The sequence below is a fragment of the Mesorhizobium xinjiangense genome, assembly GCF_009749525.1.
Lineage (GTDB): Bacteria > Pseudomonadota > Alphaproteobacteria > Rhizobiales > Rhizobiaceae > Mangrovimarina > Mangrovimarina xinjiangensis.
In genome coordinates this window covers 73,744-87,908 of the sequence record NZ_WOAC01000006.1, presented here as the reverse complement: position 1 = coordinate 87,908, position 14,165 = coordinate 73,744, and the positions used below count along the sequence as shown (strand labels likewise).

Sequence of the window (14,165 nt, the reverse complement as noted above, 5' to 3'; positions counted from 1 at the left end):
GACGAGGACATGACCATCAATCTGCAAAAGCCGGATATCACCGAGCTCAAGCCCCGGATTACCGTTTTCGGCGTTGGCGGCGGCGGCGGCAATGCCGTCAACAACATGATCACGGCGGGCCTGCAAGGTGTTGAGTTCGTCGTTGCCAACACCGATGCGCAGGCGTTGACCCAGTCCAAGGCCGAGCGGCTGGTGCAACTCGGCGCGCATGTGACGGAGGGCCTGGGCGCCGGCTCGCAGCCCGAAGTCGGGCGCGCGGCGGCCGAGGAATGCATCGACGAAATCGTCGATCACCTGGCGTCGACCCATATGTGCTTCGTCACGGCGGGCATGGGCGGCGGTACCGGCACGGGGGCCGCGCCGGTGGTTGCGCGCGCGGCGCGCGAAAAGGGCATCCTCACCGTGGGCGTCGTCACCAAGCCGTTTCATTTCGAGGGCCAGCGGCGCATGAAGACCGCCGATGTCGGCATCGAGGAACTGCAGAAGAATGTCGATACGCTGATCGTCATTCCCAACCAGAACCTGTTCCGGATCGCCAACGACAAGACCACCTTCGCCGACGCTTTCGCGATGGCCGACCAGGTTCTGTATTCGGGCGTTGCCTGCATCACGGACCTGATGGTCAAGGAAGGCCTGATCAATCTCGATTTCGCCGACGTTCGCTCGGTGATGCGCGAGATGGGCAAGGCGATGATGGGTACCGGCGAGGCGTCCGGCGAGGGCCGCGCGATGGCCGCGGCCGAGGCTGCGATCGCCAATCCGCTGCTTGATGAGAGCTCGATGAAGGGCGCCAGGGGCCTGCTGATCTCGATCACCGGCGGGCGCGACCTGACCCTGTTCGAGGTCGACGAGGCGGCGACCCGCATTCGCGAGGAAGTGGATCAGGAGGCCAACATCATCCTGGGCGCGACGTTCGACGAGGAACTGGAAGGCGTCATCAGGGTTTCCGTCGTCGCCACCGGCATCGACAAGTCGGCCGAGGAGATCAACAGCGGCCCGATCGAGATCCGCCAGCAGCAGCAGGGCAAACCCGCACCGCGCCCGGCGGCCGATGACGGACGTGTCGTCGCCGGCGGCCTGCCGCAGGGCCATGGCGCCCGGCAGATTCAGGACCCGGTCGCCGACGCGATCCGCGATGCCGAGCGCACTGCGGCCCAGGCGCAGATCCGCCAGGCGGCCGCCGACAATGACTTCCGCCCGCAAAGCCGCATCTTCCAGGCGCCGCAGCAGGTGGCCGAAGCGCCCGCCCGCGCTGTTGCGCACGGCCAGGCCGCGGTCGCCATGCAGGCCGAGCCGATGCGTCAGGCCCAGCCGCAACAGCAACCGCAATACCAGCAGCCTCAGCACGAGATGCAGGCAGGCGAACCGGTGGCGCCGCCGCGCATGCCGCGCGTCGAGGATTTTCCTCCTGTCGTGAAGGACGCCATCGAAGCGCAGTCGCGGCCGCAGGAAGCGCATGACGAGCGCGGTCCGATGGGCCTGCTCAAGCGTTTGACGACCGGCCTGTCGCGACGCGAGGAAGAGCCGGCCCGTCTGCAGGCGGCACAGCCGCGCGAGCCGCAGTTGCGCCAGCAGGCGACGCAGACCCGCAAGCTGTCTGCGCCGGATGCGGAACTCTATGCACCGCAGCGCGGGCATCAGGCCGACCAGCAGCAGGCGGCTCCTGCACCCAGGCAGTCGCAGGACGAGGATCAGCTTGAGATTCCTGCGTTTCTGCGCCGCCAGGCCAACTGATTTCTCCGCGGCGCGAAGCGAGTCGCGGAGCGCCGCGGATCATCTCCGGCCAATTTGTCGCAGTGGGCTCTCAGGCCGGACGAACTGTCCGGCCCGCGATACGAAAAGATAAGTAAAAACAATTCGTTATATGTCGTTCCAAATGGTTATCTACCGTAACAATGAGTAAGAAACCGTGATTTGGAGTCGTTTAGTGGGATCACTATCTTCCAACCCGATGTTTGTACGCTGCCGAAGGTATTGTGGGGATGAGGTTCCTTCGGATTGCGATTGTCAGGGCTGCCGGGTGAGTTTTGGACCGGCGGTTTGAACGGGGCGGGCCATGGGAATAGAATTGCACGAGTATCAGACGACACTTAGTACGCGCGTATCTCTGTCAGGTATCGGCGTGCATAGCGGCAAAGCCGTCACCATTCATTTCAGTCCGGCCGACGCGGATATGGGCATCGTGTTCAGCCGTATCGACGCGGCTGACGCGTCGCACGAGATTCGTGCCCTGGTATCGGAAATTGGCGGCACCGACCTGAGCACGATCCTTGGTGATCCGGCCGGTCTTCACGTGGCGACGGTGGAACACCTCATGGCGACGGTCTTCGGGCTCGGCATCGACAACATGTCGATCGAGATCGATGGCCCGGAAGTTCCGGTTCTCGACGGCAGCGCCCAGCCATTCGTCGACGCCTTCGAACAGGCGGGCATCCGTACGCTGGAGGCCAAGCGGCGCTATATCCGTGTCATCAAGCCGGTGCGCATCGAGAGCGGCGCGTCATGGGCGGAGTTCCTTCCCCATAGCGGGACCCGATTCGAAGTCGAGATCGATTTCGAGAGCGCGGCGATCGGGCGGCAGATCTATGCCGGCAATATGGGCGCGGAGACGTTCAAGCGTGACATTGCGCGGGCCCGCACCTTCGGGTTCATGAAGGACGTGGAGCGGTTGTGGGCAGCCGGCTATGCGCTCGGCTCCTCCCTGGAGAATTCCGTGGTCATCGGCGATGACGACCGGGTGATCAATATGGAAGGCTTGCGTTTCGCCGATGAGTTCGTGCGCCATAAGACGCTGGACGCCATGGGCGATCTTGCATTGGCCGGTGCACGCTTCATTGGCTGCTTCCGTTCCTATCGCGGCGGTCACAGGCTGAATGCGGCCGCCCTGCGCAGGCTGCTTTCCGATCGCAGCGCCTTCGAGATCGTCGAGACGACGCGCCGCGAGCGCGGCCGTTCAGCCGAACTGATTGCCGTCAATGCACCCGTATTTGTGCCTTGGGCACTTTAGACATTGCCACAAATTTGCGCGATTGCGGCGCGATAGCGTTGCCCGAGGCATCCGGCTGTGATTAATGGCGGCGGGCGGGGTGTCCGTCATGCATGGCAGAGGGATTAGGGCCACAAATGTCTTCAAAGCGACCTGTCAGACGTCCAGGTCCGGCGCGGCTGAGGCTGCTTGCCGCGTCCGCGATCGTGTTGCCGCTTGTGCTCACGGCCTGCGCCTCCGATGACGATATTGATCTGGCCACCTATGTCGAGGATATCCAGCCGGCGGACACGCTCTACAATCAGGGCCTGGCCAATCTGAACGCCGGCCGCATGAAGGAAGCCATCGCGAAGTTCGACGCGGTCGATCGACAGCACCCCTATTCGGAATATGCCCGCAAGGCGATGGTCATGGGCGCCTTCGCCAACTACCGCCAGGGCAACTACCAGGAAGCCATCAACGCCGGTAAGCGTTATGTCTCGCTCTATCCCTCGACCGAGGATGCGGCCTATGCCCAGTATATCGTGGGGCTGAGCTATTACCGGCAGATCCGCGACGTGACCCAGGACCAGGCCGATGCGCGCAAGACCATCCAGACGATGGAGGAGCTTGTCACGCGCTGGCCGGAGTCCGAATATGTCGAGGACGCTCAAACCAAGATCCGCTTCGCGCGCGACCAGCTTGCCGGCAAGGAAATGCAGATCGGCCGCTATTATCTCGAGCGCCGCGAATACATTGCCGCCGTAAAGCGCTTCCGCGTTGTCGTCGAATCATATTCCGACACAAGGCATGTGGAAGAGGCGTTGGCACGCCTGACCGAAGCCTATTTCGCCATGGGCCTGGCGTCCGAGGCGCAAACGGCGGCGGCCGTGCTCGGCCACAACTATCCCGACAGCCAGTGGTACAAGGATTCCTACGCGCTGTTGCAGAGCGGCGGGCTCGAGCCGCGCGAGAGCAAGGGATCATGGTTGTCACAGGCCGGGCGGGCCATTATTGGCGGCTGAAGCGCCGGGGGGGACATGCTCGTTCAACTGGCGATCCGAGATATCGTCCTGATCGAGCGGCTGGATATCGAATTCTCCAGCGGCCTTTCGGTGCTGACCGGTGAAACCGGGGCGGGCAAATCGATCTTGCTTGACGCGCTGTCACTGGCGCTTGGCGGACGCGGCGATGCCGCGCTGGTGCGCCAGGGCGTGCAGCAGGGACAGGTGACCGCGGTCTTCGACGTGCCCGCCGGACATGCGGCGCGCGCAGCCCTTGCTGAAAATGCGATCGAGGATGACGGGGATATCATCCTGCGCCGGGTGCAGGCCGCGGACGGCCGCACGCGCGTGTTCATCAACGACCGTCCGGCCAGCGTGGCGCTGATGCGCGCCATCGGAACCCTGCTGGTCGAAATCCATGGCCAGCACGACGATCGCGTGCTGGTCGATTCTGCGGCACATCGCGATCTCCTGGATTTGTTTGGCGGTCTGACGCCGCTCGTTCGCGAGGTGCGCGAGGCGTGGACGGCCTGGCGGGAAGCGGAGACGGCGCTTGTGCGCCATCGCGCGAAGGTCGAGGCGGCGGCGCGCGAAGCCGACTATCTGCGCGCTTCGGTCGAAGAACTCCACACGCTCGCCCCGGTGGAGGGCGAGGAGACCGAGCTTGCCGGCATGCGCTCCTCCATGATGAAGGCGGAAAAGATCGCGGCAGACATCAACGAGGCGCAGGAGCTGTTTTCCGGTTCGGCCTCGCCGGTGGCGCAGCTGTCGAGCCTGGTGCGCCGGCTGGAACGCAAATCCGCCGAGGTGCCCGGTCTTCTCGACGATATCGTCAAGGCGATCGACGAGGCGCTGGTCGCCCTGGATTCGGCCCAGACCGGCATCGACCAGGCCATGCGCGCGGTCGAGTTCGACCCGAAGCGGCTGGAGGAAGCCGAGGAACGGCTCTTTGCCCTGCGCGCGGCGGCCCGCAAGCACAATGTCGCGGTGGATGAGCTGGCCGCACTGCGCGAGCGCATGGATGCCGATCTGGCCGATCTCGATGCCGGCGAGGAGCGCCTGCAATCGCTGCAAACGGACGCGGCGGCGCGCCGCGAGGCCTATGACGCCGTCGCGCAGCGATTGTCCGAGGCGCGCGGGCAGGCGGCCGACGAGCTTGCGCGCTCGGTGATGGCCGAACTGCCGGCCTTGAAGCTGGAACGCGCCGAATTCATCGTGCAGGTGGCGAGCGAAGTTGAGGACAGGCACGAAGATGGCATCGACCAGGTCGAGTTCTGGGTGAGGACCAATCCGGGATCGAGACCCGGACCGCTGCTCAAGGTCGCCTCGGGCGGTGAGTTGTCGCGGTTCCTGCTGGCGCTGAAGGTGGTTTTGGCCGACCGGGGGTCTGCCCCGACGCTCGTCTTCGACGAGATCGACACCGGTGTGGGCGGCGCCGTGGCGGACGCCATCGGCCAGCGCCTGGCGCGCCTGGCCGAGCGCGTGCAGGTGCTTTCGGTGACCCATGCGCCGCAGGTGGCGGCACGCGCGTCGAGCCATTTCCTGATCTCCAAGGCCGGCGGCGCCGACCGTGTCGCCACGGGCGTCGAGGAACTGGCGCGCCACGCCCGGCAGGAGGAGATCGCCCGAATGCTGGCCGGCGCGACCATTACTGACGAAGCGCGGGCAGCAGCCGGCCGTTTGCTGGTTGAAAACGGCGCGGCCGCATCTTGAGCGGAGCGGCGTAGGGTGTAGTTTGGCCGCGCCGCCAGCCGCAACGAGCAAGCCATGACAAGAACCGCCACGCCCGTCGATCAGCTCACACACGAGGAAGCCGCGGAGGAATTGGCGCGGCTTGCCGCCGAAATCGCCGAGCACGACAGGCGCTATCACACCGAGGACGCGCCGACGATCAGCGATGCTGCCTATGACGCGCTGCGCCGGCGCAACCTGGCGATCGAGCAGCGCTTTCCCGAGCTGATACGCGCTGATTCGCCGTCGCGCGCGGTCGGCGGCGCCGTGTCGGAAAAGTTCGAGAAGGTTCGCCATCGCGTGCCGATGCTGTCGCTCGACAACGCCTTTTCCGACGACGACGTGCGCGATTTCGTCGAGCGTATCCGTCGCTTCCTGCGGCTGCCCGCCGATGCCGAACTCGGCATCACCGCCGAGCCGAAGATCGACGGCCTGTCGATGTCGCTGCGCTACGAGGACGGCCGGCTGGTCAAGGCGGCGACGCGCGGCGACGGGCAGACCGGCGAGGACGTGACGGCCAATGCCAAGACGATCGCCGACATTCCCAACGTTCTGTCGGGCGATTTTCCGGCCGTTCTGGAGGTGCGCGGCGAGGTCTATATGACCCAGCAGGCCTTCCTGGCGCTGAATGAGCGCCAGGCGGCGGAGGGCAAGCAGACCTATGTGAACCCGCGCAACACGGCGGCCGGCTCCATTCGCCAGCTCGACGCGTCGGTGACGGCGAGCCGTCCGCTGCATTTCTTCGCCTATGCCTGGGGCGAGGTGAGCGCGATGCCGGCCGATACCCAGATGGCCATGGTCGAGGCGTTCAGGTCCTACGGCTTTCCGGTCAACCCGCTGATGCAGCGTTTTACCGACCCCGAAGGCCTGCTGGCGCATTACCGCCTGATCGAGGAAACCAGGGCGAGCCTCGGCTACGACATCGACGGCGTCGTCTACAAGGTCGACGACCTGGCGCTGCAGGAGCGCCTCGGTTTCGTCTCGCGCTCGCCGCGCTGGGCTATCGCGCACAAGTTCCCGGCCGAAAAGGCGACGACCATCCTGAACGGCATCGACATCCAGGTCGGCCGCACCGGCGCGCTCACGCCGGTCGCGCGTCTGCAGCCGGTGACGGTGGGCGGCGTGGTGGTGACCAATGCGACATTGCACAATGCCGAGGAGATCGAGCGGCTTGGCGTGATGATCGGCGATACGGTGACGGTGCAGCGGGCCGGCGACGTCATCCCGCAGATCCTCGGCGTCGATCTGGCCAAGCGGCCCGACGATGCACGGGCCTTCGAATTTCCCTCCGTCTGCCCGTGCGAGCTCAAGACGCCGGTGGTGCGCGAGGCCACGGCGGCCGGCGTCGAGGGCGTCGTGCGGCGCTGCACCGGCGAATTCGCCTGTCCCTTCCAACGCATCGAGCATTTGCGGCACTTCGTGTCGCGGCGTGCCTTCGACATCGAGGGGCTGGGCGAGAAGCAGATCGAGTTCTTCTTCAACGACGAGGACCTGCCGGTCAAAAGCCCGGCCGACATCTTCACGCTCGAAAAGCGCGACGCGGAAAACCTACGCAAGCTGAAGGACAAGGAAGGCTTTGGTGCGGTCTCGGCGGCAAAGCTCTTTACGGCGATCGAGGAGCGCCGGACCATATCCCTGGAGCGCATGATCTACGGGCTCGGCATCCGCCATGTCGGAGAGACGACGGCGCGCACCCTGGCACGCGGCTACGGGTCGTGGACGGCTTTCCACGATGCCGCGCTGGCGATAGCCAATGGCGACGACCAGGCGCGCGAGGAGATGGATGCGCTGGAGGATATCGGCGGTGCGGTGATCGACGCGATCGCGCGCTATTTCGGCGAAGCGCACAACCGGGCGCTGGTGGAAAAGCTTGCGGCGCAGGTTTCGGTGATCGACGCTGAACAGGTCGCAAGCGATTCTCCGGTTGCAGGCAAGACGATCGTCTTCACCGGCGCGCTGGAGCGCATGTCGCGCGACGAGGCCAAGGCGATGGCCGAAAAGCTCGGCGCCAAGGCGGCCGGTTCGGTCTCCAGCAAGACCGACCTGGTGGTGGCCGGACCCGGTGCGGGATCGAAGCTGAAGAAGGCGGCGGAACTCGGCATCGAGGTGATCGACGAGGCGGCGTGGTTCGAGCGGATCGGCCGTCAGGGCGTGTAAGGGGCGACAAACGGCATCGCCATCAACCCTGAAGCGCAGCGCGAGCCGGTGCATCCAACCCTGGCGCTTGCCGCGCGGTCATCATCGCGGTTGATGGTTGGCTCAATCATTTTCATGTGACAGGCCGGGCCGGCCTACCTACATAGCGCTGATCCGGAGGAGCCTGCATGTCCGTTCAAAGCTACACCGAGACATCCGCCGCGTCGGACTACTGGCGCGGCTTCCGTCTCGGCGTGCCCGTCATGGTCGCCTCGGCGCCATTCGGTGTCCTGTTCGGCGCGCTCGCGGTGCAGAACGGGCTCAGCGTCTGGGAAGTCGTGTTCATGAGCGCGACCATCTATGCCGGCGCCAGCCAGATGGTCGGCATCGATCTTTTCGGCCAGACGATCGCCCCGTGGGTGATCGTGCTGTCGATCGTGGCGGTCAATTTCCGCCATGTGCTCTATTCGGCGGCTGTCGGCCGGCGGATCGGTCACTGGACATCCTGGCAGCGCCTCGTCGGCTTCTTCTTCCTGGTCGACCCGCAATATGCCGAGGCCGAACGCCAGGGCGAGCAGGGCGGCACGATCGGGTTTTCCTGGTATATGGGCATGGCGACGCCGATCTATGTCATGTGGGTCGTCGATTCCTGGGTCGGCGCGTCGTTCAGCCGGCTCTTGCCCGACACGCATGCGCTGGGGATAGACTTCCTGCTGCCGATCTATTTTCTCGGCCTCGTCATGGGCTTTCGCAAGCGCCCGCTGTGGCTGCCGATCGTGCTGGCAAGCAGTGCAGCCTCGATCCTCGCTTATCTCTACGTCGGCTCGCCCTGGCATGTCTCGATCGGGGCGGCGGCCGGCGTCGCGCTTGCCGCCATGATGCCGCCGACGCAGGAAGCGATCGCCGACTACCAGGATCCGCCGGCCGAAGATGCGGGAGAGGAAGTATGAGCACGACGTTCTGGATCATCGTCGCCGGCGCCGTCTTCACCTATCTGACGCGGGCCGGCGGCCACCTGGTGCTCTCGCGCTTCGAGCACGTCCATCCGCGCGTGGAGGCCGGCCTCAACGCCGTGCCGGCGGCGGTGCTGACGACGCTCGTGGCGCCGGCCGTGCTGACGGCCGGGCCAGCCGAAATTCTCGCACTCGTGGCGGCGGCGCTGATTGCGCTGCGCGGCGGCATGATGAGCCTGTTTCTGGGCGGCACGGCGGTTCTGATCGTCGGGCGGCATTTTTTCGGTTAGCGCGCGTTTGCTTCAAACGGAAACGTTTGAAGCAAAGATATGCGCGCCAGATCGATATGCTCCAGGGCCGGGCGGAGGGGAGGCGGCCGCGCGTCGCGCCCGTCAAAGCGGCGCCGTCGCCTTGTCCAGCCAGGCCAGCGTTTCACCGTCGAGCATCGGGCCGATCTCCGCGCGCACCCGAGCGTGATAGGCGTCGAGCCATTCGCGCTCGTCGCCCGTCAGCAGAGACGGCACGATCAGCCGCCGGTCGAACGGGGCGAGCGTGAGGGTTTCGAAGGCGTGCATGGCAATGTCGCCGCCGGGCAGGGGCTCTGCCGGACGCACGACGATCAGGTTTTCCAGCCGGATGCCGTAATGGCCCTCCTTGTAATAGCCGGGCTCGTTGGACAGGATCATGCCGGGCAGGAGCTTCTGCGTGCCTGTGCGGGCGATGCGCTGGGGACCTTCGTGCACGGCGAGATAGGAGCCGACGCCGTGGCCGGTGCCATGGCCGTAGTCGAGGCCCGCCTTCCAGAGCGCCTGGCGGGCGATGGGGTCGATGTCCATGCCGCGCGTGCCGGCGGGAAAGCGCAGGAGCGAAATGCCGATGAGCCCCTTCAGCACCAGCGTATAGCGCTCGCGCATCTCTTGGGTCGGCGTGCCGATGGCGAGCGTGCGCGTGATGTCGGTCGTTCCGTCTTCGTACTGGCCGCCGGAATCGAGCAGGAAAAGCTCGTCCTTGCCGAGCGTCCGGTTGGTTTCATGCGTCACGCGGTAGTGGATGATCGCGCCGTTGGGTCCCGCGCCGGCAATGGTGTCGAAGGAGATGTCGCGCAGCGGCATCTGGGCCTCGTCGCCGGCATGCCGTCGGGCGGCCTCGAGTTCCTTTACCGCGGTGATTTCGTCGAGCGTTCCCGGCGCCTGCCGGTCGAGCCAGGCAAGAAAACGGGTGACGGCCGCGCCGTCGCGGCGATGGGCGGCGCGGCTGCCGGCAAGCTCGCCCTCGTTCTTGGTTGCGCGCGGCAGGCGCGCGGGGTCGGCCGTTTCGACCACATTGCCGCCGGCCTCCTCGACGATCATGCGCAACCTGTCGGCGGCGAGCGCCGGATCGAGCCCGATGGCGGCACCCTTGGCCGCGATGGCCGACAGCGTTTCTTCCAATGCGGAGGGCGGCCTGATGTCGGCGAGCTGCGTCAGATAGGCCTCGGTGGCCTTGGGCAGCTTGCGCTTGTCCATGAACACGCTTGGCAGGCCCTTGGCGCCGAGAATGGCGAAGCCCAGGGCCAGAGGCGTGTGCGGCACGTCGTGGCCGCGGATATTGAACGCCCAGGCGATCGAGGACGGATCGGTGAGGACGCAATGGTCGGCGCCTGCCGCGCCGACCGCCTCGGCGAGTTCGGCGAGCTTGTCCTTGGCCAGCCGCCCGGCGAACTTCTCGGGATGGATGTCCACCGCCTCGAGAGGCGGGGCGGGCTGGTCGTGCCAAATTGCGTCGACCAGATTGTCGCCGAGCGCAACCAGCCTGCTGCCGCGCGCCTCGACCGCCTCGCGCAGCGCCCGCGCCTCGGAGATCGTGTGCAGCCACGGGTCGAAACCGAGCATCGCCTTGTGCGGCAGGTGCTCCTTGATCCATGTCGGGGGAGGGGTATCGACGAGGCTTTCGATGGCCAATACCGCCGGGTCCGTTTGCATGCGCGCCTGCAGCGTGTAGCGCCCGTCGACGAAGAGATGGGCGCTGTCCTTCAGCACCAGGGCCGCCCCGGCCGATCCCGTAAAGCCTGAAATCCATTGCAGGCGTTCGGCGCGCGGTGGGACATATTCGCCTTGATATTCGTCGGCCCGCGGCACCAGGAAGCCGTCGAGTTCGCGCGCTTCGAGCAGGCCGCGCAGCTTGGCGATCCGTGGGGCGACGAGGGCGGGATCTGACGTCGTTTCGAAGGACTGGAACATCGGGAAGAATGGCCTCGCTTGCGTTTGCGTGACCGTATCTCCGCCCCTATGCGGTTGCAACGGGCAAGCGCGCGGACACGTTTAAGGTACGATGTATGTTGCAGCGCACACAGACGTTTCGCACCTGCGAAAACGCATGGGTGCCATGTGCTTTGGGTGCTGGTAAACTAGGTCAGCGGTGCTTACCTTTCACAACGTGGAGGATGGATCTTCCAAAGGATAAGGAGCCCGATATGGCACACGCAAACAGACGCGGCATTTTCCGCATTGCCCTCGATACGCTGGTTGAAGCGCGTTCGCGGCAGGCATCCCGCTATGTCAACGGCGCTCTCCTGATGCTCGACGACGAGACGTTGAAGGCCAGTGGCTACAGCCGCGCCGAGCTGCAGAAGAACGCGTCGAGCTATTCCCTGATCTGATTTCTTGCATCAGGCAACAACAGCGCGGGTTTATCCCAGCGCTTACTCGGAAAGCGGCCCGAACGTTCGAGCCGCTTTCTTTTTTGTCCATGCTGCCGATCACCGCTTCATATGGATCGTCACCCATTCGCCGCGCTGAATGGTTCTGACGTGCCGGAAACGCTGCCCCGCATAGGCGGCGATCACGGCATTTCGCTGCCGCTCGAGAATGCCCGACAGGATGAGCGAGCCGCCCGAAGCGATATGCCGGGCCATGGCGGAGGCAAGTCCCATCAGCGGACGGGCGAGAATATTGGCGATGATCAGGTCGTAGGGCGCGCGCCGGGCGATCTCGGGATGGTCGAAACCCGTTGCCGTGACCGCGCGCACCCACGCCGAGGCGGCATTCAGCCTGACATTGTCGCGCGCGACCCGGGTCGCGACGGGGTCGATATCCGTTGCCAGCACCGGTATATGCGCCAGCCTGGCGAGCGCGATCGCGAGCACGGCGCTGCCCGTTCCCATGTCGAGCGCGTTGACGGGGTGCTCGCGGCGGACGATCTGCTCGATCATCTCCAGACAGCCCGCTGTGGTGCCGTGATGGCCGGTTCCGAAGGCCTGGCCGGCCTCGATTTCGATGGCAAGGTCGCCCGTGGCGCGCTTGTCGCGGTCATGCGCGCCGTGAACCAGGAAGCGTCCTGCACGGACCGGCTTCAGGCCTTCGAGCGATTTCGACACCCAGTCGATGTCCGGCAACGGCTCGTTTTCGATCGGCAGGGAGAGCCCCGCCTCATCGAGTGCGTTCCGGGCCCTGGAGACGACGCCGGCCGCATCGCCGTCGACATAGATCTCCACGCAAAGAATGTCGTTTGCCTCGTCGATTTCGGTGATGGCAAGCGCGAAGCCGTCATCCTCGAACAGGGCCTCGAACAGGGCGTAGGCGCGCATCGCTTTCTCGCGCGGCGCGGTGGCAAAAAGACGGCTCAGGCTCAAGGATCATTTCTCCGCAAGGACGGCCGCGGCGATAACGCGGCGTCGACAGGCCTTACTGCCGCAGCCGTGCCACGGGCGCAAGTGGCCAGGCCGGCGGGCGGTACGGACGGGGCCGGCACGGCAACAACGGTGGGTATATCCGGTCTTCAGCCTTCCCGGACCAGCCGCTTCAACTTGGCCAGTGCCGTGTCGGAATTCTCGCCATAGGCGATGGTGCCGAAGAAGTCGCCCGAGCGGTCGATGAGCAGGATGGATGCGGTATGATCCATCGTATAGTCGCCGTCCTCGAGCTGCACCTTCTTGGAATAGATGCCGAATGACTTTGCCATGGCCGCAACCTTCTCGGGGTCGCCCGTAATGCCTGTGATGCGATCGGAGACATTGGAGACATAGTTGTCGAGCACCTCCGGCGTGTCGCGCTCGGGGTCGACGGAGACGAAGTAGGCCTGGATCGGCTCACCTTCCTCGCCGAGCAAGTTCAGCCATCCGTCGAGCTCGAACAACGTCGTCGGGCAAACCTCGGGGCAATGGGTGAAGCCGAAGAACACCGCGCTCGGCTGGCCGCGCAAGGCGGTTTCGGTAATTTCCCCGCCCTTCTGGTCGACCAGCGTGAATGGAGCGCCGAAGGCTTCGCCGCCTTGCGTGGTGCGGTACCAGTCATAGGTGAGCCAGCCGACGGCAGCCGCCATCAGTACGAGTATGCCTATGAGAACGCCGCGCATCATGTCCTGGTAGATCCCGCCGTGAGTTCGTTTCGGTTGTCCACACGGCCTAGAAGCACCAGGACAGACCGGTTTCGGCCATCGCCATGAGAACCCTGGGTCCGTTCTCGGCCCACATGGCAAATGCGATGCCGCTGAGGCCGGCCAGCACGACGACCGTCGACACGGATTTGATCGCGAGTTTCAGCGTCATCGGCAACCACCTCGATTGGCGCAAGCATAGCCCAGACGACGACATGCACCAATACGCCATTCTGTCGCTCTGATTGCCTTCTCGAACTCGGCCAGGATGGCGATTTCGACATGCTGCCTTGCGGCCAGGACGTCCGCTGGACGGTGCAACCGATACAGCAGGCCTTGCCGGGGATGCAGGTGCGGCGTAAAGGGCGGCCATGAGCGAACCCGCCGATCTCCGCTTTGCCTCGCCCGAGCCGCGCATTCACACGACGGCGGAACTGAAGGGGTGCCGGCTCAGCCGTTATGCCGCTGTCGGCGAGCGCGTCGTCCTGCGCGAGGTTGTGGTGGGCGACTTCAGCTATTTCGAGCGCCATGCCGAGGCGATCTACACCACGATCGGCAAGTTCTGCTCGATTGCCGCCAACAGCCGGATCAATGCGCTCGAGCATCCGCTGGAGCGGGCGACGACGCATAAGATCAGCTACCGTCCGAACGAGTATTTCCGTTATCTCGGCGTCGACCAGGTGTTTCGGGAGCGCCGGCGGGCCAACCGCGTGACGATCGGCCACGACGTGTGGATCGGCCATGGCGCCGTGATCCTGCCCGGCGTGACGATCGGCAACGGCGCGGTGATTGGCGCCAATACGGTGGTGACAAGGGACGTGCCAGCCTTCACCATCGTTGCCGGCGTGCCGGCCGCGCCGCTGCGCGCGCGCTTCAGCCCGCAGATCGCCGCGCGTCTCGACGCGCTTTCCTGGTGGGACTGGCCCGTCGAAACGCTCTACGAAGCCGTGCCGGACATGCAGTCGATGGCGATCGACGCCTTTCTCGACAAGTGGGAACGACGCGGATAGGCGGGCCCGCCGT

General features: G+C 65.3%; 13 protein-coding genes. 9 read left to right on the top strand and 4 right to left on the bottom strand.

What is annotated here, in order from left to right; all coding sequences use genetic code 11:
* Window positions 1-9: 9 nt before the first annotated feature.
* The 7 genes from ftsZ to GM909_RS08625 all read left to right on the top strand — a co-directional run bounded on the left by ftsZ (window position 10) and on the right by GM909_RS08625 (window position 9,079).
* Window positions 10-1,734, top strand: a complete 1,725-nt coding sequence (ftsZ, locus tag GM909_RS08655) for a cell division protein FtsZ (RefSeq protein ID WP_157015823.1) — start codon at window positions 10-12, stop codon at window positions 1,732-1,734.
* Between the two features lie 322 nt (window positions 1,735-2,056).
* Complete coding sequence (gene lpxC, locus GM909_RS08650; protein WP_157015822.1) at window positions 2,057-3,007, top strand: UDP-3-O-acyl-N-acetylglucosamine deacetylase; 951 nt, start codon at window positions 2,057-2,059, stop codon at window positions 3,005-3,007.
* 116 nt (window positions 3,008-3,123) lie between these two features.
* The gene (locus tag GM909_RS08645) at window positions 3,124-3,990 is read left to right on the top strand and encodes an outer membrane protein assembly factor BamD (protein ID WP_157015821.1); all 867 of its coding nucleotides are present in this window, start codon (window positions 3,124-3,126) and stop codon (window positions 3,988-3,990) included.
* Between the two features lie 15 nt (window positions 3,991-4,005).
* A complete protein-coding gene (gene recN, locus GM909_RS08640; protein WP_157015820.1) occupies window positions 4,006-5,682 on the top strand; it encodes a DNA repair protein RecN in 1,677 nt (558 codons plus the stop codon).
* Window positions 5,683-5,736: 54 nt separating this feature from the next.
* Entirely contained in the window at window positions 5,737-7,857 is a 2,121-nt protein-coding gene (ligA, locus tag GM909_RS08635) for an NAD-dependent DNA ligase LigA (protein ID WP_157015819.1), read from the top strand.
* Window positions 7,858-8,024: 167 nt separating this feature from the next.
* Window positions 8,025-8,786 (top strand): AzlC family ABC transporter permease, encoded by a 762-nt coding sequence (locus GM909_RS08630; protein WP_157015818.1) that lies wholly within the window; start codon window positions 8,025-8,027, stop codon window positions 8,784-8,786.
* Window positions 8,783-9,079 (top strand): AzlD family protein, encoded by a 297-nt coding sequence (locus GM909_RS08625; protein WP_157015817.1) that lies wholly within the window; start codon window positions 8,783-8,785, stop codon window positions 9,077-9,079. Before GM909_RS08630 ends, GM909_RS08625 begins: the two co-directional genes overlap by 4 nt.
* 102 nt (window positions 9,080-9,181) lie before the next feature.
* Here GM909_RS08625 and GM909_RS08620 read toward each other — a convergent pair whose 3' ends face one another.
* Window positions 9,182-11,008, bottom strand: coding sequence for an aminopeptidase P family protein (locus GM909_RS08620; RefSeq protein WP_157015816.1), 1,827 nt, complete (start codon window positions 11,006-11,008; stop codon window positions 9,182-9,184).
* Window positions 11,009-11,241: 233 nt separating this feature from the next.
* On the opposite strand from GM909_RS08620, the gene GM909_RS08615 reads away from it, so the two are divergent.
* Window positions 11,242-11,427, top strand: coding sequence for a hypothetical protein (locus GM909_RS08615; RefSeq protein WP_157015815.1), 186 nt, complete (start codon window positions 11,242-11,244; stop codon window positions 11,425-11,427).
* A gap of 99 nt (window positions 11,428-11,526) precedes the next feature.
* Here the strand turns inward: GM909_RS08615 and GM909_RS08610 are convergent, their stop codons facing one another.
* From GM909_RS08610 to GM909_RS08600, 3 genes are all read right to left on the bottom strand, one after another.
* Entirely contained in the window at window positions 11,527-12,399 is an 873-nt protein-coding gene (locus GM909_RS08610; RefSeq protein ID WP_157015814.1) for a 50S ribosomal protein L11 methyltransferase, read from the bottom strand.
* A 146-nt stretch (window positions 12,400-12,545) separates the two neighbouring features.
* The gene (locus tag GM909_RS08605; RefSeq protein ID WP_157015813.1) at window positions 12,546-13,124 is read right to left on the bottom strand and encodes an SCO family protein; all 579 of its coding nucleotides are present in this window, start codon (window positions 13,122-13,124) and stop codon (window positions 12,546-12,548) included.
* Window positions 13,125-13,170: 46 nt separating this feature from the next.
* The gene (locus GM909_RS08600) at window positions 13,171-13,314 is read right to left on the bottom strand and encodes a hypothetical protein (RefSeq protein WP_157015812.1); all 144 of its coding nucleotides are present in this window, start codon (window positions 13,312-13,314) and stop codon (window positions 13,171-13,173) included.
* 199 nt (window positions 13,315-13,513) lie between these two features.
* Here GM909_RS08600 and GM909_RS08595 point away from each other — a divergent pair, with 199 nt between their 5' ends.
* Entirely contained in the window at window positions 13,514-14,152 is a 639-nt protein-coding gene (locus GM909_RS08595) for a DapH/DapD/GlmU-related protein (protein WP_157015811.1), read from the top strand.
* Window positions 14,153-14,165: the final 13 nt, after the last annotated feature.